Here is a 21,163-nt window from a genome sequence, read left to right on the forward strand (position 1 = left end):
CGAAGCGGGTTGTCCTCACGCAAACCGTCGCGCGAAGAAGACGCAGGCGACCACGATCGCGGTCGCGGCGATCATGCTTCCTGCGACCGGCTCGTGCAGCAGAAGAGCTGCGAGCGCGAGACCGAAGAACGGCTGTAGCTGCTGCAGCTGGCCGACGCGGGCAATGCCGCCGATGGCGAGCCCGCGGTACCAGAAGATGAAGCCGACGAACATGCTGAAGACGGAGACATAAGCGAGCCCGACCCAGGCGGGCCCACTGATGCCGCTCCAGGCGGGCGGCCACGTCAGAACTGCGAGCGCCAGCATCAGCGGCAGCGCGAGCAGCAGCGCCCAGGAGATCACCTGCCAGCCGCCGAGGCGGCGCGACAGCGCGGCGCCTTCGGCATAGCCGAGGCCGCACAGCACGATCGCGGCGACCATCAGGAGATCGCCGGTGAGCGAGGCCGCGCCGTCGCCGGCGAGGGCGAAGCCGGCCACCGTGGCGCTGCCGAGACAAGCGAACAGCCAGAACGGCGGCCGCGGCCGCTCGCCGCCGCGCAGCACGCCGAAGATCGCGGTCGCCAGCGGCAACAGGCCGATGAAGACGATGGAACGCGCGGACGTGATGTGCTGGAGCGCGAGCGCCGTCAGCAGGGGAAAGCCGATCACGACGCCGATCGCGACGATGGTGAGCGAGGCGAGATCCTGCCGCTGCGGCCAAGTCTGGCGGAGCAGGCCGAGCACCGCCGCACCGATCAGCGCCGCGATGACGGCGCGCGCCGAGGTCAGGAACAGCGCCGAGAAGCCGCCGACGGCCACGCGCGTCGCCGGCAGCGAGCCGCTGAAGATGATGACGCCGAGGAGCCCGTTGCCCCAGCCGCTGGCGGAAGAGTGCATGTTGGTCTCGCTTGGTGGGGGCGTGCCGTGAGGGTTGAACGCTTCGCGTTCAGCCATGGAGCAACAAAAGTGCGAAAACAACCCCATGCACAGTAGACGGGGGTTGCAAGATCAATGGGTTACGCGGAGGGCTGGATCAGGTGCGGGTCGGGCAGGATTTCAGGAGCCAAAAAGCCGAGGAATCTCCCGTCATTTGCTTCGTCGAGCAAAACAGGAGCATAGTGGCATCGTCGCAAGAGGTCGGACAGGCAGGGCTTTGGCCCGGGTCTCGTGAAGGCGTCTGCCGCCGGACGGTGCGCGTGCACTGTCACCGCAACATCCAGCATCCGCTCAGGCAAATCGAGAATATCGGGACAGCTGAAAGAAGGGTTCTGCCTGGTAGGACGGATCGGTGGCAAGGCGAGCAAGCCTTTGCCCGATGGCGGGCGCGAACTTCGCACCATGGCCTGAACACGCGGAGCAGACGATCAGGCGGGAATCCGGCCAGCGATCGATGATGAATTCCTCGCCCGCGTCTAGCAGGCGGTCGGCGGGCACGGTGTTGGTGTAGAGGCAGACGTCGCGATCGATGATGGGCCCGGCCGCGCCCAGGACGAGCGCGGCCAACGCTTCGCCGATCGGGCGGAGTTCGGCATCGCTGGCGTGCGGACCCCAGTCGTCGGGGCCGACCACGGGCCCGTGGTTGTGAGGCGCAGCTTTAACGCCGCGCTGTTCGAAGTCCGGAAAGCCGTAGACCATGTCATCAGGACCTCGGTCCAGAATGAAGATCGGGAAACGACCGAGCGCCACAGTGTCGGGGCTAGCAGGCGCGAACCAGCCGACCGCCTGTCGGGTCACGTTCAGCAGCGCGGCGAGTTGCGGGAGCGCGCGACCGAGCCATGGGCCCAGCGCCAGTATAGCGCGCTCGGCGAAGAACTCTTCGGTCGCCGTGCGGATCGACACGCCGTCGTGGTGCGGCGTGAAGCTCGCGCGTTCCGGAATCACACGGTCGCGAGCGCGTGCGCGCATCAGTGTCATGACGACCTCAGTGTGCAGGATCGCGCCGCCGTCCTGCACGACGACGTCCCAGTCGCCGGGCAGGCTGAAAGCCGGAAATTCCTTGTTCGCTTCGCCTGCGGTCAACATCGGATCCGGGCGCCCTTTCGCGATCGCGGCCGCGCGCGAGGACGCCACCATGGCGGAGCCGGGGCGGCCGGCCTCCAAAACAGGGGTTTCCGTCAGAATTGTTTGACCGCTTTCGCTCTGCAGCCGGATCCAGCCGGCGTGCGCCTCGTCGCTCAGGCTGGTGTAGTTGGGGTTTTCGAAATTGAAGCGACGGAAAATGCGACATGAACCATGTGACGAGCCTCGATCCGAACCTGCTGCGACAGGGTCGAAGCCGAGCGCATCGACGCCGGCATCCAGCAATGCGCCCAGCGCTGCTCCGCCCATGAGCCCCAGACCCAGCACGGCGACTTCGCATTTTCGCATGTAGGCCTCGCGGGCGATGCTACGACGCGGCGATCATCCCGATGATTTCGCGGGTTTGCAAGGTCTGCGGGAGGGCGATTACGGCCGGCATCGACAACGCCGTATCAGATCGTCTGCAGGCTTGCTCCGCCTCTCCCGCTTGCGGGAGAGCATAGGCCGCCTTCGGCGGCCGTCCTTCAAAAGGACGCCGAGGCGTAGCCTCGGCTATCGCGCTCGCAGAGCGCGGCGGGTAAGGGCTCTCGCCGCGCAGGGACGTCCTCAGTTAATCTCGATAATCCCAGCGCGGAGACATCCTCTCCCCACCCCTCCCCCGCAAGCGTGGGAGGGAGCGCACCTTCCCTTGTCGCGATCAAGCCTACTCGCACCCCGCCTATTGCGCTGACGAAGGAATACGCCGCAGGACGTCGTCATAGGGTGCGAGGTCGAGATAGGCCGTGACCTCGGCCGCCTTGCCATCCTGCATGAGCATGATCCACGCATAACTGTTCGCGTAAGGCCTGCCGTCACGGGCCACGCCGCTGCCTTCCCAATGCGCGATGACGTGATCACCATCGGCGAAGATCCTCACGGCAGTAGGACGCACCGGTGTCGACAATCGGCTGGCGAACGGGCGAACCGCGCGATCGAGGAACACCTCGCGCCCTCTGAACTCGCCGGCGCTTGGACCGGATCCCTTGATGCGCCACACCACGTTTTCGTGCAGCAGGTCATTGAAGAATCTGGTTCCTCCCGCCGCCCATCGATCGAATGCATCGGCGACGACCCGCTTGTTGTCACCCTGCACCGAACTGGCCTGTCCGCAAGGCGCGGCCGTTGTCAGGCTGGATGCAGTGAAGATGACCGCATAGACGCACCACGCAAGTACGCGATTGACCATGACTGCCATTGTGTCTCCCTCTCTGGTGCAAATGTCGTCCTGCCCCGAAGTGATGCACGCGCGGTCGGTCGAGATCGGCGACGTGTTGTTGCCCGATCTAGCCGCGCCGCGCGACGCTGGCGCCGCCAAAGATGAGTTGCTCCACCATGGGGCGGCGCAAGAAGCGGCCTGGAAAAATGGGATCTGGCGCAGTCGCCTGGTCGAGGCGCGCCATCTGTTCGGCAGACAACGTTATCCCGACCGCGCCGAAATTGTCTTCCGCCTGCTCCAGGGTGCGGGCGCCGATCACCGGCGCGGTGACCGCCGGATTGGCCAGCGTCCATGCGATGGCTACCTGCGAGGACGTTGCGCCGAGCTCCGAGGCGATGGTTCGCACCGTTTCGGCCGCGGCGAGCGATCGCTCGTTGAGAAGGCCGGATGACGCGATGATCGAGGCGCGTGTGGTTCCGACCGCCCGTTCCTGAGAATCCCTTAGATCGGCGCGGGTGTACTTGCCGGTGAGCACGCCGCCGCCGAGGGGCGACCAGGGCAGCACGCCCAGGCCGAGGGCTGCTGCCAGCGGGATGAGCTCGTGTTCGACGGTGCGCTCGACCAGATTGTATTCGATCTGGAGGGCAACGAAGGGCGACCAACCGCGCAGATCTGCCATCGTCTGCAGCTGTGAAATGCGCCAAGCCGGCGTGTTGCAGATGCCGACGTACAAAATCTTTCCGGTGCGCACGAGATCGTCCAGGCCGCGCATCACCTCATCCGGCTGCGTCGTCGCATCCCAAGCGTGGAGGTAAAGCAGGTCGATGCGGTCCGTATCGAGTTGCCGCAGGCTCTGCTCCACGGAACGAACCATGTTGAGCCGGTGGTTGCCGCCGGAATTGGGGTTGCCGGGATCGCGGGCCATGGTGAACTTGGTCGCGAGCACGAGGCGATCGCGCTTCTCCCGTGCGAACTGGCCGACCAAGCGCTCGGAAGCGCCATTGGTGTAGTTCACCGCGGTGTCGATGAAATTGCCGCCGCGGTCGACGTACAGATCGAAGATCCGCCGTGCCTCACTGGGGTCGGCGCCCCATCCCCACTCCGTCCCGAAGGTCATCGTGCCCAGGGCAAGGGGAGATATGCGCAGGCCGGAGCGGCCAAGCAGGCGGTATTGATCGAGCGACGTCATCAGAGCCTCCTTCGTGTGGTTCGGAGGTAGTCCCCGGTGAGAGGTGGGAGAAGTTGGCCAATGATGACTGGGGTGGTAAGCCTAGCTAACCAATGACCACCGACCTGAACCTCGTCGCCGTTTTCATCGCGGTCGCGGAAGCCAAGAGCTTCCGTGGCGCCGCCGAGCGGCTCGGCGTGACACGATCCGCCGTGAGCCAAGCTGTCCGACGCATGGAAGACCAGTTGGGCGTGGCTCTCGTCCAGCGCACGACGCGCAGCGTCAGTCTCACCGAAGCCGGCGTGCGCTTGCATCAGCGCGTGGCGCCGGCGCTCGCCGAAGTCGAACAGGCGATCAATGGCGCCCGCGACCGTGACGCGCAGCCGACGGGGCAGCTGCGTCTCGCCGTCTCATCGATCGCCGAGCGTTTCATTCGCGGTCCATTGCTGGCCGAATTCACGCACGCCAATCCCGGCGTGCGGGTTGACGTGACCGTGACCGATGACGAATTCGACATCGTGGCCGAGGGCTTTGATGCAGGCGTCCGGCTCGGCGAAGTGATCGAGCAGGACATGATCGCCGTGCCGGTCTCGGGCGATCAGCGCCAGCTGGTCGTGGCCGCTCCGGCCTATCTGGAACGGTTCGGCGCCCCCTCTCATCCGCGCGAGCTTGCGCAGCATTGCTGCATCGGGTGGCGGCCGGCGCCGCACGTCGCTCCCTACCGCTGGGAATTTGCGGAAGGAGGGCGCGAGTTCGACGTCGCGGTGGAGCCGAGGATCACGACCAACGACATGTGGGTCATGGTGCGGACCGCCTGCGCGGGAGGCGGCCTGACATTCGGCATGGAGGAAACGTTTCGATCCTATATCGAACGAGGAGAATTGGTGCCCGTGCTGGAGGAATATTGCCCGTTCTTCCCCGGCTTCTTCCTCTACTTTCCGGATCGGCGGAATCTTCCGCCGAAGCTGCGCGCGCTGATCGATCACGTGCGTTATCGGCCGAGCGGAAAGCGCTAGCGCGCAGTGAAATGAGGCTCGATCGCCGCAAAAACGAACGTGCGCTCCCTCTCCCGCTTGCGGGAGAGGGTTGGGGAGAAGGTGTTTCCGCAATGGGACAATCCCCAAGAGGAGAAAGCCCTCACCCGGCGCTTCGCGCCGACCTCTCCCGCAAGCGGGAGAGGTGAACGAGCCGCGGCAATCCCTCAAGCCCGCTCTAGTTTGCCTTGATGCCGGCCTCGCTGATCAGCTTGCCCCATTTCGTGCTCTCGCTCTCAATGAAGCGGCCGAACTGCTCCGGCGAGGTCGGCGCAGGCTCCGCGCCGAGGGTCCGGATCTTCTCCGCCACGGAAGGATCCTTCAGCGCCTTGGTGAAGGCGTCGTTCAGCCGTCCCATGACATCCGCAGGCGTGCCGGCGGGCGCAACGAGCCCGAACCAGCCGACGGATTCGAAACCCGCAATGCCGCTCTCGGCCAGCGTCGGCACATCGGGCAAGGATGAAAGGCGGCGGGCGGAGGAAACGCCGATCGCGTTGAGCTTGCCATCGAGGATCAACTGCCGCGATGCCGGAATATCCAGCACCGCGAAGGGGACATGCCCTGCGAGAACATCGACCGCCGCCGGCGCCGTCCCGCGATACGGGACCAGCTCCATCGCGATTCCGGTCTTGTGCGTGAACAGCGCGGCGGTCAAATGCATCGCCGTCGAGTTGCCGCCATGCCCGATCGACAGCGCACCTGGCCTCGCCTTGGCGAGCGCGATCGTCTCCGCGGTGTTACGCGCCGGGATATTCGCGGATGCGACCAGCACAAAGGGAATTTCCGCGAGCAGGGTGATGGGCGCGAGATCCTTCAGCGCGAACGGCATCGCGGCGTTGAGGTGTGGATTCACCGTCAGCGCGCCTGCCGGCGCCACGCCGAGCGTGTAGCCGTCCGGCCTCGCCTGCGCGACCGCGGCCATGCCGATGTTGCCGCCGGCGCCGGCGCGGTTCTCGATCACCAGGCTCTGCTTGAGCTCGGCTGTGACCAGCGGCTCGAGCGCGCGGATGACGGTGTCGGCGCTGCCGCCGGGCGGGAAGGTCACGATGATCTTGATCAATTGCTCGGGATAGGCGGCTCGGGCCGCCGCCGGCGGCAACACCGCGAAAGTCGCGGCCGTCAGCGCGGCCAGGATGCGGCGCCTTGCAACGTGAAACACGCTCTCCTCCTCCATGCGTTCCTGCTTTTGAAAGTCGGCCTGGCGAGCTGCGCCGCCAGGCCGTCCGCTCGGTGTCGTCTTACGCCGCAGCGCCAGTGATACGTGCCAGCAGGCCCAGCGGGTTCTCCGGCGCGGACTGCCCGCGCCAGGCGATGTGCTGGTCGGGCCGCGCCAGCACGAGCTTCTCGGCATAGGCGCCGTTCGCCTCCTCCGGCGCAACGTCGACCAGCGCCAGCGGCACGCCCCGCTCCTTTGCAGCGTCTTGTAGCCGCGTCACATCGATGGCCGGGTCGAACCGCAGCAATGTGTAGCCGGGGCCGAAGGCGTCGTAGAGCGAGCGTCCGTCACGCAGGCACAAATGCGGCGCGCGAGCGCCCGGCACGGTGGAGGGCGTGAAGCTGCCCATCGCATAGGGCGGCGGCGTCTCGCCGTCATAGGCGATGATCGGCGAGGCATCGTAATAATAGCCGAAGTTGAGGCCGGCACAGCAATATTGCTGCACGTTGAGATCATAGGCCGCTCTCGCCAGCGCGGCGCGCGCCGCATGGCCGCGCGGCGTGTCGTCCTCGATCTCCGAAGGTACGCCGCCGCGCTGCGCCATCATCTTCATCGCATGGTCCATCGCAAAGCGCGACACCTGCTCGGTGATGGGCTGGCGCTCCGCCTCATAGGCATCGAGGATCGCAGCCGGCGCCCAGCCGTTCAGATGCGCCGCCAATTGCCAGCAGAGATCGACGGCATCCGCAATGCCCGCATTCATGCCGTAGCCGGCATAGGGCATCCACAGATGCGCGGCGTCGCCGCAGATGAAGACCCTGCGGTCGCGGAAGCGATCGGCCACGAGGCGACGCCCGACCCAATCCTCCTTGCTGAGCACGCGGTATTCGAAGCGCTCATCGACGCCGAGGATGGCGCGGATGGCCCAGTCGCGATCGACCGAATCGAACTCGGGCTCGTCGGGCTTCAGGTGGTTGTGGATCAGCCAGCGGTCGTGACCGTCGATCGCAACAACGGTGCCGGAGCGGCGCGGGTTGAGCGCGAGCACCATCCAGGCCGGCTTGTGTGCGCCCATCAACTCCTTCAGTTGCGGGGCCTCGATGAAGGTCGACTGCACGCGCTGGATCACCGGCGTGCCGGACAGGCTGGCACCGATCGCTTTCCGAACGAGGGATCGGCTGCCGTCGCAGCCGATCACGAAGCTGGCTTCGATGCGGAGCGCATGTCCGCTGTCGAGATCGCGCGCCAGCGCGACGACGTGGTCATCGTGCTGCTCGATGTCGGTGATTTCGGTGCGCGGCAGGATCTTGATGCGCGGCTGCGCGGCGGCATGGCTGAACAGGATCGGCTCGAGATAGACCTGGTTGATCCGGTGCGGCGGCTCGGGCGTCGGCCACCAGGTGTCGGGGCCCGTCGCGCTATAGCGGCGCGCGCGGGAGGGAATGTCGATGCGGCAAAGCTCGATCCCGGTCGCCGTGGTCCGATAGGAGCAATCGTTGGGAAAGTCCGCAGGAAGTCCCGCATCGCGCAGCTTGGCGGCAATTCCGAGCCGTCGAAAAATCTCCATCGAGCGCGCCGACACGTGATTGCACTTGACGCTGGGCGGATCGCCGGCGTGGCGGATTTCCGCGACGACGACGTCGATCCCGCGCGAGGCGAGATCCATCGCCGCAGTCAATCCGACGGGCCCGGCGCCCACCACCAGCACTTGCGCTCTCATGCTCGCTCCAATCCTTGCCGCGGATTCTGTCCGCCCGCACATCATGCATTTTATTGCAGGCCGGCTTATGAGATAAGCCGGAAAGTACTCATCAATTCATGAGCTTTTCCGATGAATGTCACCTTGCGCCAATTGGAGGCCTTCACCGGCGTGTACCGGACGCGCAGCATCACGCGGGCCGCCCGCGAGCTCGGCATTACGCAATCGGCGGCGAGCCTGTTGATCCAGCAGCTCGAGACCCAGCTCGGCGTCAAGCTGTTCGACCGCTCCACGCGTTTGGTGCAGCCGACGCTGGCTGCCGACGAGGCGTTCCACGCCGCCGAACGTATGCTGAGCGATGCGCAAGGCCTGTCGCGCCGCATGCGCGACCTCGCGCAGGCCCGCGCCGGCCGCGTCGCGTTTCTCGCCTCGGCCGGCACCGCATCGGCGCTGCTGCCCATGGTGCTGGCGAAATTCCGCGCCAGCCATCCCGGCATCGAGATCGACATGCGGGATGTTGCCGCCGACGATCTCGTGCCACGGCTGACCACGACCGATGCCGAGTTCGCGATCGGCAGCGTGGAAGGCGAATTCGCGGACTTGACGATCGAGACGCTGACAAGCGGCCGCCTGAGCGCGATCGGCCGCCGCACCGCGGACTTCGCCGCACGTCGCTCCCTCACCTGGGACGAGCTGGCGCAACTGCCGACCATCGCGATGCGCCGGGAGACGCGGATCCGCATGCAGATCGATCAGGCCCTGAGCGCGCAGGGCAAGCGTCTCGATCCGACCTATGAAGTGACCTTGATCAACACCGCCCTCGCCATGACGGCGCAGGGTCTCGGTCTCGCGATCCTTCCCGCGACGATGCTGCCGGCCGACCAGTTCCCGACACTGATCGCAAGACCGCTCGTGCGCCCCGCCCTCACGCGCCCCGTGTCGCTGCTGCAGCGCCAGGGCCGAACGCTGTCGCCGGCGGCGCAGGCCTTCGTGGCGACGGCGCGGGCGGTGCTGGCCGGCCGAACGGCACCGGCATCAGGCTGATTTTGCGGAGCTATTTGGAAGGATCGTCGTTGAGCTGGCGGAGAGGGAGGGATTCGAACCCCCGATAGGCTTGCACCTATGCCGCATTTCGAGTGCGGTGCATTCAACCACTCTGCCACCTCTCCTGAAGGCGCCATATAGAGGCGAGGCGCCCCTGTGGTTGGGGGCGTTCATAAGCGAGGATGGCGGGCCAGACAAGGCGCGAAAGGGGAAAATCCGCTGCCTGTTTCAGCCCTTGTCTGCCCATTTGTCGTCCGATTGGCCTCTAAGCGCGAAAGGAACCGCCATGGAGCACCTGACCATCACGGCCAATGGCGCCGATTTCCACCTGGTCCGCGCCGGAAAGGGCAAACCGCTGCTTTTGCTGCATGGCTGGCCGGAATTCTGGCTGACCTGGGAGCCGGTCATATCGCGGCTTTCGGACCGGTTCACGCTCATCGCGCCTGATCTGCGCGGGTTCGGCGACAGCGACAAGCCGGATGGCCCTTACGGGCCGGACGGGCACGCGGCCGACATGCTGGCGCTGATGGACAGGCTCGGCATCGACCGATTCGGCGTGGTCGGCCACGATGTCGGCGGCGCCGTCATGCAGCCCCTGGCCCGGCTGGCGCCGAAGCGATTCGCCGGGCTGTTCCTGTTCGATTTCGTCTATCCCGGGATCGGGCCGCGGATGGCCGCGCCTGATCGGCTCAACCACATCTGGTACCAGTCCTTTCACCAGATGGAGATGGCGCCACAGCTCATTGGTGCGAGCCGGGAGAGCTGCCGGCTCTATATCGGCCATTTCCTCAAGGGCTGGGCGCACCGGAGAGGCGCCTTCGACGAGGTGCTGGAAGCCTTCACCGACAATTTCCTGAAAGACGGCAACCTCGCCGGCGGCTTTGCGCATTACCGTGCCTCGCATGAAGGGCGGGTCGCGATGATGAAGGGCGAAGCGCCCAGGCTTCCGCCGATCGCGGTGCCGACCTGCGTGCGCTGGGCCGAGCACGATCCGCTGTTTCCTTATGCGTGGACCGACCGGCTGGGCGAGACGTTCAGCGATCTCGACCTTAAGATGTTTCCCGGCGTCGGCCACTTCCCGCATCGGGAAGATCCGGATCGCGCGGCAAGCGAGATTGCGGCGTTCTTTCAGCGGGTGGGGTGGAGTTGAGGCGCAAGAAGGCCGAACTCGGGCAGCGATGGACCTGGTGCGGCGGCCTGCGCGCACGCCTCGTCCTTCGAGACGGCGCTTACGCGCCTCCTCAGGATGAGGCTAATCAGCGTCAGTGCCCGTTGAAGCTGCAGCCACGCACTCCGCCCTCATCCTGAGGAGCCCGCCCAAGGCGGGCGTCTCGAAGGATGGCAGCAGCAAAAAGCTCTCAAAAGCCGATGTTCAGAAAAAGGGGTGGGACCGCCAGACGCGGTAAACACTGGCGGTCCCGTGCCGCTCATTGAAATACTGGCCGTGAAGGGCGGCTTCGCCGGCCGAGTGGAAGCGACGGCTAGACCCTAGCGGGCGGCGGGTTTCCCGCAACGCAATCCGTCCCTTAACCTAACCGGTCAAGGTTACCCGGGCGCGGTAAGGCCGGGGGCGGACATGCGGTCAGCATGATCGAGACCGAAACCCCTCACCCGAATGGCATCTCTCGATGCCATTCGACCTCTCCCTTCGGGAGAGGTGGGCAGCGGCGCGTTGGCCGATCGACCTTGGCCGCTCAGTCGCCCTTCTTGCCGTCCTTGTCCTTTTTCTTGCCGTTCTCGGCGGAGTCCTTGTCCTTGCCGTTGCTTTCCTTGCGGCGATTGGTGAAGCGCGCGTTGCCGAGGCCGGTGCCGATGGTGAGCACGCCCCAACGCTGGACATGCTGCATGAACGGCACCTCGGAGAGGCCCTGAACCACGCCGTCATTGTGCATCAGGATCGCGGTGTCGTGGTCGCCGATCTGCGGAATGGCCTCGACCAGGCTCGCCGGCAGGTTGAACTTGCTGCTCTCCCAATTGCCGGGCAGGTTCTGCGCGCCCTTCTCGATCGAGCCGTCCGCGTTGATCACACCGGGACAGGCGATGCCGATGAAGGGTGCGAGCTTGAAGCCTTCGGCCGCGGCGTCCTCGACGAGGCCTTGCAGCATCTTGACCAGCCGCTTCACGGCGGCTTCGCGGCTCGGCTCGTCGTCGGCGTGGCGCCACAGCTCGGATTTGAAGACGATCGCCTTGGACAGATCGGGCGCCTTCTTCCAGCGGGTCTCGACGATGCCGCAGCGGATGTTGGTGCCGCCGATATCGACGGCGAGAATGCTGTCATAGGCCTCGAAGATCCAGGACGGCGCGAGGTGCAAGGCTCCGATGAGGCCGGCATCGTCAGGGTCGAAGCGGATCGGCACCAGGTCGACCTTGAAGCCCTCCGATTTCAGGATGATCTCGGCCCGAGCAATGGCGATCTCGCCGAGCCTAGAGGCGCGAAAGCCGCCGCCGACCACGATGCATTCGGTCTTGGCCCAGGCCTTGGTCTTGAGGAATCGCCGCGTGACGTAGGCGAGCTCCTGCGCAAAATCCTCGATCGCGCTGTGCACGACGGCGGTGGCCTCGGTGTCGTCGCCGACCAGAACGGCATCCAGGACCTTCTTGCTGATCTTGTCGGACGGCTCCTCGCCGAACGGATCCTCGCCGCTCTTGCGTAAGGGCTTGCGCCATTCCTCGAGGATCTCGCGAAAGGCGCCCTTAGAGGCGCGGTCGCCGAGAAACCCGTCCTCGTCCTTGATCTCGATGTTGAAGCTGTCGACATCGACCGACGGCAGGCGGCTCGCGCCGTGCTGGGCGATGCCCGTCGTCTTGACCAGTTCGTCCGTCGCCATGATAAGCCCTTGCCCGCGTGTCCAATTTGCGAGGACACAACGGGGTGGGAACCCGTTGGTTGCAAGCCGGCGGCAGATTCAGCCCACGCGCTGGAACTCTCGCCAAATCCTTCAAATCCGGGCGGTTTTCGCCCAGTTTTCCTTGACTCTGGGCGGATCGCGGCTATAAGTCCCACAGCCGGCGCGGGGCGTTTCTCGCGCCGCTTGTTTTTGCGTGGGTTTTCAAAGGGATAAAACCCACCCGCGCAAAACGCAGATAAACCCATAGCGACTGACAAAAAGCCGACCCGGACGAAGACGTCCCGAGGCCGGGATTGAACACGGAGAAAGAACGATGTTCGCAGTCATCAAAACCGGCGGCAAGCAATACCGCGTCGTGCCGGATGATGTTCTCGAAGTTGGCAAGATCGAAGGCGAAGTCGGCTCGATCGTGCAGTTGAATGAAGTTCTGGTGGTCGGCGGCGACACGCCGGTGCTGGGCGTTCCGACGGTGGCAGGCGCGTCCGTCGCGGTCGAGGTGCTCGACCACAAGCGCGGCCCCAAGGTCATCGCCTTCAAGAAGCGCCGCCGCAAGAATTCGCGCCGCAAGCGCGGCTATCGCGACGAGATCACCGTGCTGCGCATTAGCGAGATCCTGACCGACGGCGCCAAGCCCACCAAGGGCCCGCGTCCGAAGAAGGAGAAGGTGGCGCCGGCAGCGGAAGCCGCCGAGTAACGGAAATCGATCACGCCAATTCACGAATTGAAGCGTGAGAAATTTTGAAATGATTCCGTCAAGGAATTGACCTAGAACTACGCAGGATTTCGGAGACGAGCCATGGCTCACAAAAAAGCAGGCGGTTCATCGCGCAACGGTCGCGATTCCAAGGGCAAGCGCCTCGGTATCAAGGCGTTCGGCGGCGAGATCGTCACGCCCGGCAACATCATTGCGCGTCAGCGCGGCACCACCTGGCATCCCGGCCTCAATGTCGGCATGGGCACGGATCATACTCTGTTCGCCAAGATCGAGGGCCGCGTTGCGTTCCAGGCCAAAGCCAACGGCCGCACCTTCGTATCGGTGCTTCCGATTGCCGAGGCTGCTGAATAGACGGTGGATCAAATTGGAGTCCGCCGGTCCCGACTGAACCGGCGGAGTCCTGAAGATCCCAACAGATCGAAGGCTCCAAGGGGAGGCGGGAAACCGGCCTCCCCTTTTCGTTGCTCACTTTGCATTAGTGACTTTCACGGAGCCGGACATGTTGCAGGATTTTTCGAGCGTGACCTTGGCCGAGGCGAGACCCAGCGTCGTCGCCACCGAGCGGCTGACCTTGCGGCGGCCGACGCTGGCCGACGTCAGGACCATCGCCCGGCTCGCCAACGACCGCCGTGTCGCCGAGAACACCCGCCGCCTGCCGCATCCCTATTCGCAGGACGACGCCGCCGACTTCATCCGCGCCACCGCCGAGCTCGGAGCTGAGACCGTGTTCCTGATCGAGCACGACAGCGGTCCGGTCGGCATGGTCGGCATCGATTGCTCCAGGCCCGGCAATGCCGAGCTCGGCTATTGGCTCGGCGTCGAGCATTGGGGCCAGGGCTTTGCCACCGAGGCCGCGCGCGGCGCGATCGACTTCTTCTTCGAGGAGTTCGAGGACGAGCATCTCCATGCCGGCGCGCGCGTCACCAATCCGGCCTCGCGCAAGGTGCTGGAGAAGTGCGGCTTCCAATGGAGCGGCGTGCAGCTGCACCGCTTCCTGGCGCTGGGCTCCTCGACGCCCGTCGACTGCTTCCGCCTCTCGCGCGGGGTGTGGGCCTCGCTGAAGAGCTGGAGCAGTGCAAGACGGGTGCGGTAGCTTACCCTCCCCTGGAGGGGGAGGGTCGGCTCACATTGAGCGCAGCGAAATGTGAGACGGGGTGGGGTGACAGTCTCTCAGCGGAAGCAGTCCCCGAGTGGAGAGATCACCCCACCCCGCTCGCGCTTCGCGCGATCGACCCTCCCCCTCCAGGGGAGGGTAAGAGTTACGCCGGCGGATTCACTTCGTCGCCGGAACGTCCCAAATCTCGTTCGCGCAAGTAGATATAGAACCCGGCGCCGATGATGATGGCGGCGCCGACGAGTGTTGCGATGGACGGGACGTCGCCGAACACGACGAAGCCGAAGATCACGGCCCAGACGATCATCGAATATTGATAGGGCACCACGACGCTGGCCGGCGCGAGCTTGAGCGAGCGGTTGACGCAGAACAGCGCGGTCACCGAGACGCATCCGGCAAGCGCGAAGATCACGAGGCTGCCAGGGGTCGGCGGCACCCAGTGGAACGCCGACAGCACCGCCCCCAGCGAAAACGTGCCGATGAATTGCGAGGACGCCATCACGATGTCGGGCGTCTTGCGCAGGCTGCGCGTGATCAGCATCAGGGTTGCGAAGGAGAGGCTGCCGCCGAGCGCGATCAGCGCCGGCAGGCTGACCGTCTGCGCAGACGGGCGCAGCGCGATCAAGACGCCGCAAAAGCCGATCAGGATCGCGGTCCAGCGCCGCCAGCCGACCTTCTCGCCGAGAAAGATCGCCGACATTGCGGTGACGAAGATCGGCCCGGCGAGATAATAGGTGATGACGTCGGCGAGCGGCAGATAGACGGTTGCGAGAAAGAAGGCGGCGACTTCCAGCGTCGACAACACGACGCGAACCAGCTGCAGGCCCGGCCGCTCCAGATGCAGGAACAGGTCGCGCTGCTTCCAGATCAGGGGCGACAGCAGCAGCAGCGCCGCGCAGGCGCGCAGGAACAGGAGCTGCCCCACCGAATAGGTCCCGACCAGGAACTTGCCCATGGCATCGCCGAACGAGAACATGAAGATCGACAGCACCATGAGCCCGATGCCGGCCAGGCGCGCGGAGCGATCGTCATAGGCGGAGAGATTCTTGAAGAGCGGCATTGCGGTCGTTCGTGGGAAGCGTCATTGCGAGCGAAGCGAAGCAATCCAGACTGTCTCCGCAGCGGCAGTCTGGATTGCTTCGTCGCTTCGCTCCTCGCAATGACAAGGAGAGAGCGCGGAATCATGGCGACCGGAGTCGCTTGCGGTCGTTTTAATGACGTGAGCCGCCGGGACAAGCCCGCTACCGCCGAATTGAACGGATTGTCGCACTCTTCGCATCGCGGTAGCGATACGAGCCACATCGACCAGAGAGCCTGACATGACCGATTTCGATCCGGCCCGGCATCGCATGATCCCGACGCAACGCTGGTTTGAGGATTTCGTCGTGGGCGAACGCTTCGTGCTGCCGAGCCGCACCCAGACCTCGGCTGTGTTCGCCGCATTCCAGACCGCGAGCGGCGACACCCATCCCGTGCACTATGACGTCGAATATTGCCGCGCCCGCGGCATGCCGCATCTGCTCGCCCACGGCTTCCAGACCCTGATCCACACCGCGCCGGGCGCCGGCCTGTTTCCGTTCCTGGTCGAGGAATCGCTGGTCGGCTTCCTCGAGCAATCGAGCCGCTTTCTGAAACCCGTGTTCGCCGACGACACCCTTTATCCGGCGCTCCAGGTCACCGAGCTTGTGCCGGGGCGCTCGACCGGCACGGTGGCGCTTCGCAGCACCGTGTTCAACCAGCGCAAGGAGCTGGTGCTGGAGGGACTGCAGAAATTCCTGATCCGGCGGCGGCCGGCCGGTTAAGCAAGGGGCAGAATCGCCAGAAATTCGGCCGATTCGCAGGGTGTTCGGGTTGCCGGAGGGGGCCGGCTGGCCTACCTATGGCCCATGAAATTCCTCGACGAAGCAAAGGTCTATATCCGCTCCGGTGACGGCGGGAACGGCTGCGTGGCGTTCCGCCGCGAGAAGTTCATCGAATTCGGCGGTCCCTCCGGCGGCAATGGCGGCCGCGGCGGCAATGTCATCATCGAGGTCGCCGACGGCCTCAACACGCTGATCGACTACCGCTACCAGCAGCACTTCAAGGCCCAGAAGGGCGAGAACGGCATGGGCTCGGACCGCCATGGCGCCAACGGCAAGAACATCGTGCTGAAGGTTCCCGTGGGCACGCAGATCTTCGACGAGGACCGCGAGACGCTGATCCACGATTTCACCAAGGTCGGCGAGAAATTCGTGCTGGCCGAGGGCGGCAATGGCGGCTTCGGCAATGCGCATTTCAAATCGTCGACCAACCGCGCCCCGCGCAACGCCAATCCCGGCCAGCCCGGCGAGGAGCGCTGGATCTGGCTGCGGCTGAAACTGATCGCCGATGCCGGCCTGGTCGGCATGCCCAATGCCGGCAAATCGACCTTCCTGTCGAAGGTCAGCGCGGCGCGGCCGAAGATCGCCGACTACCCCTTCACCACGCTGCATCCGCAGCTCGGCGTCGTGAATGCCGACGGACGCGAGTTCGTGCTCGCCGACATTCCCGGCCTGATCGAAGGCGCGCATGAAGGCACCGGCCTCGGCGACCGCTTCCTCGGCCATGTCGAGCGCTGCCGCGTGCTCTTGCACCTGATCGATGCCACCTGCGAGCATGCCGGCAAGGCGTACAAGACGGTACGCAAGGAGCTCGATGCCTATGGCGGCCAGCTCACCGACAAGATCGAGATCGTCGCGCTGAACAAGATCGACGCGGTCGAGCCGGACGAGCTCAAGAAGCAGAAGGACCGGCTGAAGCGCGCCGCCAAGAAGACGCCGCTGCTGATTTCCGGTGCGACCGGCCAGGGCGTCAAGGAAGCGTTGCGCGCGCTGGCCGATGTGATCGGCGAGAGCCCGGTGTCTGCGAAGGCGAAGAGCGCGGCCGAAGCGGAGCCGTGGTCGGCCTAAACTCTCTCCCCACCGTCGTCCCCGCGAAGGCGGGGACCCATACCGCGTGATCTATCTTTTGCGAATGGTCGTAGTACCGACCGACGAATCTTCGCCAAACAACTCCCTGTGGTTATGGGTCCCCGCCTTCGCGGGGACGACAGCGGAGTGCATCGCTGCGAGCGCGCGCATCACCGGCTTGTCTTGGCGCGCGCAATATCGCAGCATCAAACGCTCAAGAACCGGCAGGGACAACGCATGGCGCGCGCGAAGAACGTTCTCTGGATCATGTGCGACCAGCTTCGCTACGATTATCTCGGCTGCACCGGCCATCCCAAACTGAAGACACCGAACATCGACGCCATGGCCAAGCGCGGCGTACTGTTCACGAAGGCCTATGTGCAATCGCCGATCTGCGGCCCGTCGCGGATGTCGTTCTACACCGGGCGCTACATGCGCTCGCACGGCTCGCACTGGAACGGCTGGCCCCTGCGGGTCGGCGAGCCCACGCTCGGCGATCACCTCAAAAAGATCGGCGTACGCAACGTGCTGGTCGGCAAGACCCACATGGCGCCTGACATCGAAGGCATGAAGGCGCTCGGCATTCCGCCGGAATCGATGATCGGCGTGCACGTCGCCGAATGCGGCTTTGAGCCGTACGAGCGCGACGATGGGCTGCATCCGACCGGACGGCCGCGGCCGAAATACGACGAATATCTGCGAAAGCACGGCTTTGAAGCCAGCAATCCCTGGGAGCACTGGGCAAATTCCGGTGCTGCCGAGGATGGCAGCTTGCAGAACGGCTGGCTGCTGGTGCACGCCGACAAGGCCGCACGCGTGCCCGACGAGCATTCCGAGACGCCCTACATGACGCGGCGCGCGATGGACTTCATCAGCGAGGCCGAGTCCGACGGCCGGCCGTGGTGCCTGCATCTGTCCTACATCAAGCCGCATTGGCCCTACATCGCGCCGGAGCCCTATGCCAGCATGTATTCGACCGATGACATGATCCCGGTGATCCGCTCGGAGCGCGAGCGACAGAATCCGCACCCGGTGTTCGGCGCCTACATGGACATGCGCTACTCCCGCAACATGGCGCGTGACGAGGCCCGCGAGAAGGTGATCCCGACCTATATGGGCCTGATCACCCAGATCGACGACCAGATGGGCGTGCTGATGAAATTCTTGGGTGAGCGTGGCCTGTTGGACACGACGATGATCGTGTTCACCTCCGATCACGGCGATTATCTCGGCGATCACTGGATGGGCGAGAAGGACCTGTTCCACGAGCAGTCCGCAAAGATCCCGCTGATCATCATCGATCCCTCGCATGAGGCCGACGCCACCCGCGGCACGCGCAGCGATGCGCTGGTCGAGGCGATCGATCTTGCGCCGACCTTCGTCGATTATTTCGGCGGCCAGGTGCCGGGCCACATTCTCGAAGGACGTTCGCTGCTGCCGCTGCTGCGCGGGCCGACGCCGCCGGATTGGCGCCAGGTCGCTTTCTCCGAATACGACTATTCCATGCAGGACGTGCGGCTGAAGCTGAACCAGCCGATCGAGCGCTGCCGCCTGTTCATGGTGTTCGACGGCCGCTGGAAATACATCCACGCCTCCGGCTTCCGCCCCATGCTGTACGACCTCGAAACCGATCCGGACGAGTACGTCGATCGTGGCGACGATCCTGATTGCGCCGGCATCATCGCGGGGCTCCAGGCCGAGCTGTTCGACTGGGCGCTGCATCCGAACGACCACATCACCACGCCGCGCGAGAAGATCGCCGCCTATGCGGATAATCAGTTGCAGGTGAAGGGCGGGATTTTGATCGGCATCTGGAATGAAGCCGAACTCACGGCGATCAAGGACGGGATAGCGCAGCGCACGAAGATGTAGAACTCCGTCCCTCCCCGTCATTGCGAGCGCAGCGAAGCAATCCAGACTGCCTCCGCGGAGGGACTCTGGATTGCTTCGCTGCGCTCGCAATGACGGGAGGAGAGACCTCAATTCTCGATCTTGTATCCGGTCGCCTTCACGATCGGCTGCCACAGCGCGGTGTTCGCGGCGAGCTCCTTCGTCAATCCCTCCGGCGTCGAGCCGACCGGTATCAACCCGATCGCCATCAGCTTCTCCTTCACCTCGGGCTTGGCGAGCGCCGCGACCGCGGCTGCGCTGAGCTTTTCGGCAAAATCGGGCGGGCTGCCGGCGGGGAGCCACATGCCGTACCAGCCGTCGGCAACGAGATCGATGCCGCTTTCCTTCAGCGTCGGCACATCGGGGACGAACGGCGAGCGCTCTGCGCTTGCAATCGCGAGGATCCTCACGCCGTTAGCACGATGCTGCGCGATCGCATCGGATACCGTGGTGATGCCGAACGGCAGATGGCCGGCGATGAGATCATTCATGACGAGCGCGCTCCCGCGATAGGGCACCCGGGTCACTGAAAGACCAAGGATCTGTTCAAGTCGCCATCCGAGGAAGTGCGGGATGTTGCCGCTGCCTGGTGTCCCATAGGTGGCCTTCGCGACATTTGCCCTCAACCAGGTGACGAGTTCACTAAAACTATCCACCCCGATCGCGGGACTTGCAACGACGGCAAACTCGAAGCGAACGAGTTGCGACACGGGGACGAAATCCCTGGCCGCGTCGAAGCTCGGTTGATTCTCCACCATCGGCAGCAGGTACATGGTCGGACCGGTCGTCACCAAGATTGTATTGCCGTCGGAGCTTGCGCCCTTCACGGCCCTGATTCCGATCAATCCGTCGCCACCGGTACGATTCTCGACGATCATGGTTCGCCCAAGCGGGGCGCTGAATTGCTCGGCAATGAGACGACACAAGGCATCACCGCTGCCGCCTGCCGCGAACGGAAAGATGATGCGCGTCAGCGGACCGGATTGAGCATGTGCGCCACTGGCCTGCGCCAGCAAGGGCAGCGAGAGGCCTCCGGCGATGAAGCTGCGTCGGTCCACGACAATCCTCCCTCGTTATTGATTGTTCGAGGCATAGACTGCCCGAGCCTCGGCCGACAAGGGCGCCGTTAGGCCTATTTACCGGCTCCGCTGCCTTGCGCCGGCCACCGTCCTGCTGCAAAAGCTAGCCGCATCGGCGCCGCCCTTTTCGCTCCGCCGGATCAGCGACAGAGCAATTTGACGACCGCCATGGCCAGCCCCGAACTCAGTCAATTCCGCCGCATCGTCGTCAAGGTCGGCTCCGCGCTGCTGGTCGATTCCGACAAGGGCGAGGTGCGGGCGTCCTGGCTCGCCGCGCTCGCCGACGACATGGCCAAGCTGCACAAGGAAGGACGCGACGTCCTCGTCGTGTCCTCCGGCTCGATCGCGCTGGGCCGCAGCCGCCTCAAATTGCCGCGCGGACCGCTGAAGCTGGAAGAGAGCCAGGCCGCCGCTGCCGTCGGCCAGATCGCGCTGGCGCGGATCTGGTCGGAAGTGCTCGGGGCGCACGGTATCGGCGCCGGCCAGATCCTGGTGACGCTGCAGGACACCGAGGAGCGCCGCCGCTATCTCAACGCGCGCTCCACCATCGGCAAGCTGCTGGAATGGCGCGCCATCCCCGTGATCAACGAGAACGACACGGTGGCGACCACCGAGATCCGCTACGGCGACAATGATCGCCTCGCCGCGCGCGTCGCGACCATGGCGAGCGCCGACCTGCTGGTGCTGCTGTCCGACATCGACGGGCTCTACGACGCCCCGCCGAAGAACAACCCGAACGCAAAACTCATTCCCGTCGTCGACAGCATCTCCTCGGAGATCGAGGCGGTGGCGGGCGATGCCGAGTCCGAGCTGTCGCGCGGCGGCATGCGCACCAAGGTCGAGGCGGCCAAGATCGCCACCACCGGCGGCACCCACATGCTGATCGCCTCCGGCAAGATCGAGCATCCCCTGCAGGCGATCGCCGATGGCGGCCGCTGCACCTGGTTCCTGACGCCCGCCAATCCCATCACGTCGCGCAAGCGCTGGATCGCGGGCACGCTGGAGCCGAAGGGCACGCTGACCATCGATGCCGGCGCCGTGACCGCACTGCGCGCCGGCGCCAGCCTGCTGCCGGCCGGCGTGATCAAGGTCGAGGGCCAGTTCGCCCGCGGCGATGCCGTGATCGTGCGCGGCCCCGACGGCAGCGAGATCGGCCGCGGCCTGATCGCCTATGACGCCGAAGACGCCGAACGCATCAAGGGCCGCTCCTCGCCGGACGTGATGACCATCCTCGGCATCAGCGGCCGCGCCGAGATGATCCACCGCGACGATCTGGTGGTGGGCGGCTAAGAGCG

The 21,163-nt window shown here is 65.1% G+C and carries 19 protein-coding genes and 1 tRNA gene; 10 read left to right on the forward strand and 10 right to left on the reverse strand.

The genetic code is table 11. The annotated features are described in order from the left end of the window. Positions 1–15: 15 nt before the first annotated feature. From DCG74_RS03610 to DCG74_RS03625, 4 genes are all read right to left on the reverse strand, one after another. The gene (locus DCG74_RS03610) at positions 16–876 is read right to left on the reverse strand and encodes a DMT family transporter (protein ID WP_172788796.1); all 861 of its coding nucleotides are present in this window, start codon (positions 874–876) and stop codon (positions 16–18) included. Positions 877–1,206: 330 nt separating this feature from the next. Further along, on the reverse strand, positions 1,207–2,346 hold the full coding sequence (locus DCG74_RS03615) for an FAD-dependent oxidoreductase (protein ID WP_172788797.1): 1,140 nt from the start codon (positions 2,344–2,346) through the stop codon (positions 1,207–1,209). A gap of 370 nt (positions 2,347–2,716) precedes the next feature. Then, on the reverse strand, positions 2,717–3,232 hold the full coding sequence (locus DCG74_RS03620; RefSeq protein WP_172788798.1) for a nuclear transport factor 2 family protein: 516 nt from the start codon (positions 3,230–3,232) through the stop codon (positions 2,717–2,719). Positions 3,233–3,320: 88 nt separating this feature from the next. Further along, complete coding sequence (locus DCG74_RS03625; protein ID WP_172788799.1) at positions 3,321–4,382, reverse strand: aldo/keto reductase; 1,062 nt, start codon at positions 4,380–4,382, stop codon at positions 3,321–3,323. Positions 4,383–4,474: 92 nt separating this feature from the next. Here DCG74_RS03625 and DCG74_RS03630 point away from each other — a divergent pair, with 92 nt between their 5' ends. Beyond that, the gene (locus DCG74_RS03630; RefSeq protein WP_172788800.1) at positions 4,475–5,377 is read left to right on the forward strand and encodes a LysR family transcriptional regulator; all 903 of its coding nucleotides are present in this window, start codon (positions 4,475–4,477) and stop codon (positions 5,375–5,377) included. Positions 5,378–5,573: 196 nt separating this feature from the next. Here DCG74_RS03630 and DCG74_RS03635 read toward each other — a convergent pair whose 3' ends face one another. Next, a complete protein-coding gene (locus DCG74_RS03635; protein ID WP_172788801.1) occupies positions 5,574–6,569 on the reverse strand; it encodes a tripartite tricarboxylate transporter substrate binding protein in 996 nt (331 codons plus the stop codon). Between the two features lie 64 nt (positions 6,570–6,633). Further along, entirely contained in the window at positions 6,634–8,271 is a 1,638-nt protein-coding gene (locus tag DCG74_RS03640; protein WP_172788802.1) for an FAD-dependent oxidoreductase, read from the reverse strand. Positions 8,272–8,382: 111 nt separating this feature from the next. On the opposite strand from DCG74_RS03640, the gene DCG74_RS03645 reads away from it, so the two are divergent. After that, the gene (locus DCG74_RS03645; RefSeq protein WP_172788803.1) at positions 8,383–9,294 is read left to right on the forward strand and encodes a LysR family transcriptional regulator; all 912 of its coding nucleotides are present in this window, start codon (positions 8,383–8,385) and stop codon (positions 9,292–9,294) included. Positions 9,295–9,329: 35 nt separating this feature from the next. On the opposite strand, the gene DCG74_RS03650 is transcribed toward DCG74_RS03645, so the two are convergent. Continuing rightward, positions 9,330–9,419 (reverse strand) — tRNA-Ser (locus DCG74_RS03650). A 161-nt stretch (positions 9,420–9,580) separates the two neighbouring features. Between DCG74_RS03650 and DCG74_RS03655 the strand changes: the two genes are divergently transcribed. Beyond that, a complete protein-coding gene (locus DCG74_RS03655) occupies positions 9,581–10,444 on the forward strand; it encodes an alpha/beta fold hydrolase (protein ID WP_172788804.1) in 864 nt (287 codons plus the stop codon). Between the two features lie 544 nt (positions 10,445–10,988). Here DCG74_RS03655 and DCG74_RS03660 read toward each other — a convergent pair. Next, on the reverse strand, positions 10,989–12,122 hold the full coding sequence (locus DCG74_RS03660) for an ROK family protein (RefSeq protein WP_172788805.1): 1,134 nt from the start codon (positions 12,120–12,122) through the stop codon (positions 10,989–10,991). Positions 12,123–12,456: 334 nt separating this feature from the next. Between DCG74_RS03660 and rplU the strand changes: the two genes are divergently transcribed. From rplU to DCG74_RS03675, 3 genes are all read left to right on the forward strand, one after another. After that, entirely contained in the window at positions 12,457–12,837 is a 381-nt protein-coding gene (gene rplU, locus DCG74_RS03665) for a 50S ribosomal protein L21 (RefSeq protein WP_172788806.1), read from the forward strand. 102 nt (positions 12,838–12,939) lie between these two features. Next, complete coding sequence (rpmA, locus tag DCG74_RS03670) at positions 12,940–13,209, forward strand: 50S ribosomal protein L27 (protein ID WP_008538809.1); 270 nt, start codon at positions 12,940–12,942, stop codon at positions 13,207–13,209. A gap of 148 nt (positions 13,210–13,357) precedes the next feature. Continuing rightward, the gene (locus DCG74_RS03675) at positions 13,358–13,951 is read left to right on the forward strand and encodes a GNAT family N-acetyltransferase (protein ID WP_172788807.1); all 594 of its coding nucleotides are present in this window, start codon (positions 13,358–13,360) and stop codon (positions 13,949–13,951) included. A gap of 166 nt (positions 13,952–14,117) precedes the next feature. Here DCG74_RS03675 and DCG74_RS03680 read toward each other — a convergent pair whose 3' ends face one another. Further along, complete coding sequence (locus DCG74_RS03680; RefSeq protein WP_172788808.1) at positions 14,118–15,032, reverse strand: DMT family transporter; 915 nt, start codon at positions 15,030–15,032, stop codon at positions 14,118–14,120. Positions 15,033–15,291: 259 nt separating this feature from the next. Between DCG74_RS03680 and DCG74_RS03685 the strand changes: the two genes are divergently transcribed. The 3 genes from DCG74_RS03685 (at position 15,292) to DCG74_RS03695 (ending at position 18,771) form a co-directional block, all read left to right on the forward strand. After that, positions 15,292–15,774: a MaoC family dehydratase gene (locus DCG74_RS03685; RefSeq protein WP_172788809.1), complete on the forward strand. Its 483-nt coding sequence runs from the start codon at positions 15,292–15,294 to the stop codon at positions 15,772–15,774. An 84-nt stretch (positions 15,775–15,858) separates the two neighbouring features. After that, on the forward strand, positions 15,859–16,899 hold the full coding sequence (obgE, locus tag DCG74_RS03690; protein ID WP_172788810.1) for a GTPase ObgE: 1,041 nt from the start codon (positions 15,859–15,861) through the stop codon (positions 16,897–16,899). A 237-nt stretch (positions 16,900–17,136) separates the two neighbouring features. After that, complete coding sequence (locus DCG74_RS03695; protein ID WP_172788811.1) at positions 17,137–18,771, forward strand: alkaline phosphatase family protein; 1,635 nt, start codon at positions 17,137–17,139, stop codon at positions 18,769–18,771. 107 nt (positions 18,772–18,878) lie between these two features. Here DCG74_RS03695 and DCG74_RS03700 read toward each other — a convergent pair whose 3' ends face one another. Next, positions 18,879–19,847: a Bug family tripartite tricarboxylate transporter substrate binding protein gene (locus DCG74_RS03700; protein WP_172788812.1), complete on the reverse strand. Its 969-nt coding sequence runs from the start codon at positions 19,845–19,847 to the stop codon at positions 18,879–18,881. A 189-nt stretch (positions 19,848–20,036) separates the two neighbouring features. Here DCG74_RS03700 and proB point away from each other — a divergent pair, with 189 nt between their 5' ends. Beyond that, positions 20,037–21,158, forward strand: coding sequence for a glutamate 5-kinase (proB, locus tag DCG74_RS03705; protein WP_172788813.1), 1,122 nt, complete (start codon positions 20,037–20,039; stop codon positions 21,156–21,158). The last annotated feature ends 5 nt before the right edge of the window (positions 21,159–21,163 follow it).

Source organism: Bradyrhizobium sp. WBAH42, assembly GCF_024585265.1.
In the GTDB taxonomy this organism is placed as follows: Bacteria; Pseudomonadota; Alphaproteobacteria; order Rhizobiales; family Xanthobacteraceae; genus Bradyrhizobium.

What these genes read in the sequence shown, in the direction of transcription:
- DCG74_RS03630 (WP_172788800.1), top strand. Translation starts at nt 4,475, where the DNA reads ATGACCACCGACCTGAACCTCGTCGCCGTTTTCATCGCGGTCGCGGAA.
- DCG74_RS03680 (WP_172788808.1), bottom strand. Translation starts at nt 15,032, where the DNA reads ATGCCGCTCTTCAAGAATCTCTCCGCCTATGACGATCGCTCCGCGCGC.
- DCG74_RS03660 (WP_172788805.1), bottom strand. Translation starts at nt 12,122, where the DNA reads ATGGCGACGGACGAACTGGTCAAGACGACGGGCATCGCCCAGCACGGC.
- rpmA (WP_008538809.1), top strand. Translation starts at nt 12,940, where the DNA reads ATGGCTCACAAAAAAGCAGGCGGTTCATCGCGCAACGGTCGCGATTCC.
- proB (WP_172788813.1), top strand. Translation starts at nt 20,037, where the DNA reads ATGGCCAGCCCCGAACTCAGTCAATTCCGCCGCATCGTCGTCAAGGTC.
- DCG74_RS03655 (WP_172788804.1), top strand. Translation starts at nt 9,581, where the DNA reads ATGGAGCACCTGACCATCACGGCCAATGGCGCCGATTTCCACCTGGTC.
- DCG74_RS03675 (WP_172788807.1), top strand. Translation starts at nt 13,358, where the DNA reads ATGTTGCAGGATTTTTCGAGCGTGACCTTGGCCGAGGCGAGACCCAGC.
- DCG74_RS03635 (WP_172788801.1), bottom strand. Translation starts at nt 6,569, where the DNA reads ATGGAGGAGGAGAGCGTGTTTCACGTTGCAAGGCGCCGCATCCTGGCC.
- DCG74_RS03640 (WP_172788802.1), bottom strand. Translation starts at nt 8,271, where the DNA reads ATGAGAGCGCAAGTGCTGGTGGTGGGCGCCGGGCCCGTCGGATTGACT.
- DCG74_RS03645 (WP_172788803.1), top strand. Translation starts at nt 8,383, where the DNA reads ATGAATGTCACCTTGCGCCAATTGGAGGCCTTCACCGGCGTGTACCGG.
- DCG74_RS03610 (WP_172788796.1), bottom strand. Translation starts at nt 876, where the DNA reads ATGCACTCTTCCGCCAGCGGCTGGGGCAACGGGCTCCTCGGCGTCATC.
- DCG74_RS03685 (WP_172788809.1), top strand. Translation starts at nt 15,292, where the DNA reads ATGACCGATTTCGATCCGGCCCGGCATCGCATGATCCCGACGCAACGC.
- rplU (WP_172788806.1), top strand. Translation starts at nt 12,457, where the DNA reads ATGTTCGCAGTCATCAAAACCGGCGGCAAGCAATACCGCGTCGTGCCG.
- DCG74_RS03625 (WP_172788799.1), bottom strand. Translation starts at nt 4,382, where the DNA reads ATGACGTCGCTCGATCAATACCGCCTGCTTGGCCGCTCCGGCCTGCGC.
- DCG74_RS03615 (WP_172788797.1), bottom strand. Translation starts at nt 2,346, where the DNA reads ATGCGAAAATGCGAAGTCGCCGTGCTGGGTCTGGGGCTCATGGGCGGA.
- obgE (WP_172788810.1), top strand. Translation starts at nt 15,859, where the DNA reads ATGAAATTCCTCGACGAAGCAAAGGTCTATATCCGCTCCGGTGACGGC.
- DCG74_RS03695 (WP_172788811.1), top strand. Translation starts at nt 17,137, where the DNA reads ATGGCGCGCGCGAAGAACGTTCTCTGGATCATGTGCGACCAGCTTCGC.
- DCG74_RS03620 (WP_172788798.1), bottom strand. Translation starts at nt 3,232, where the DNA reads ATGGCAGTCATGGTCAATCGCGTACTTGCGTGGTGCGTCTATGCGGTC.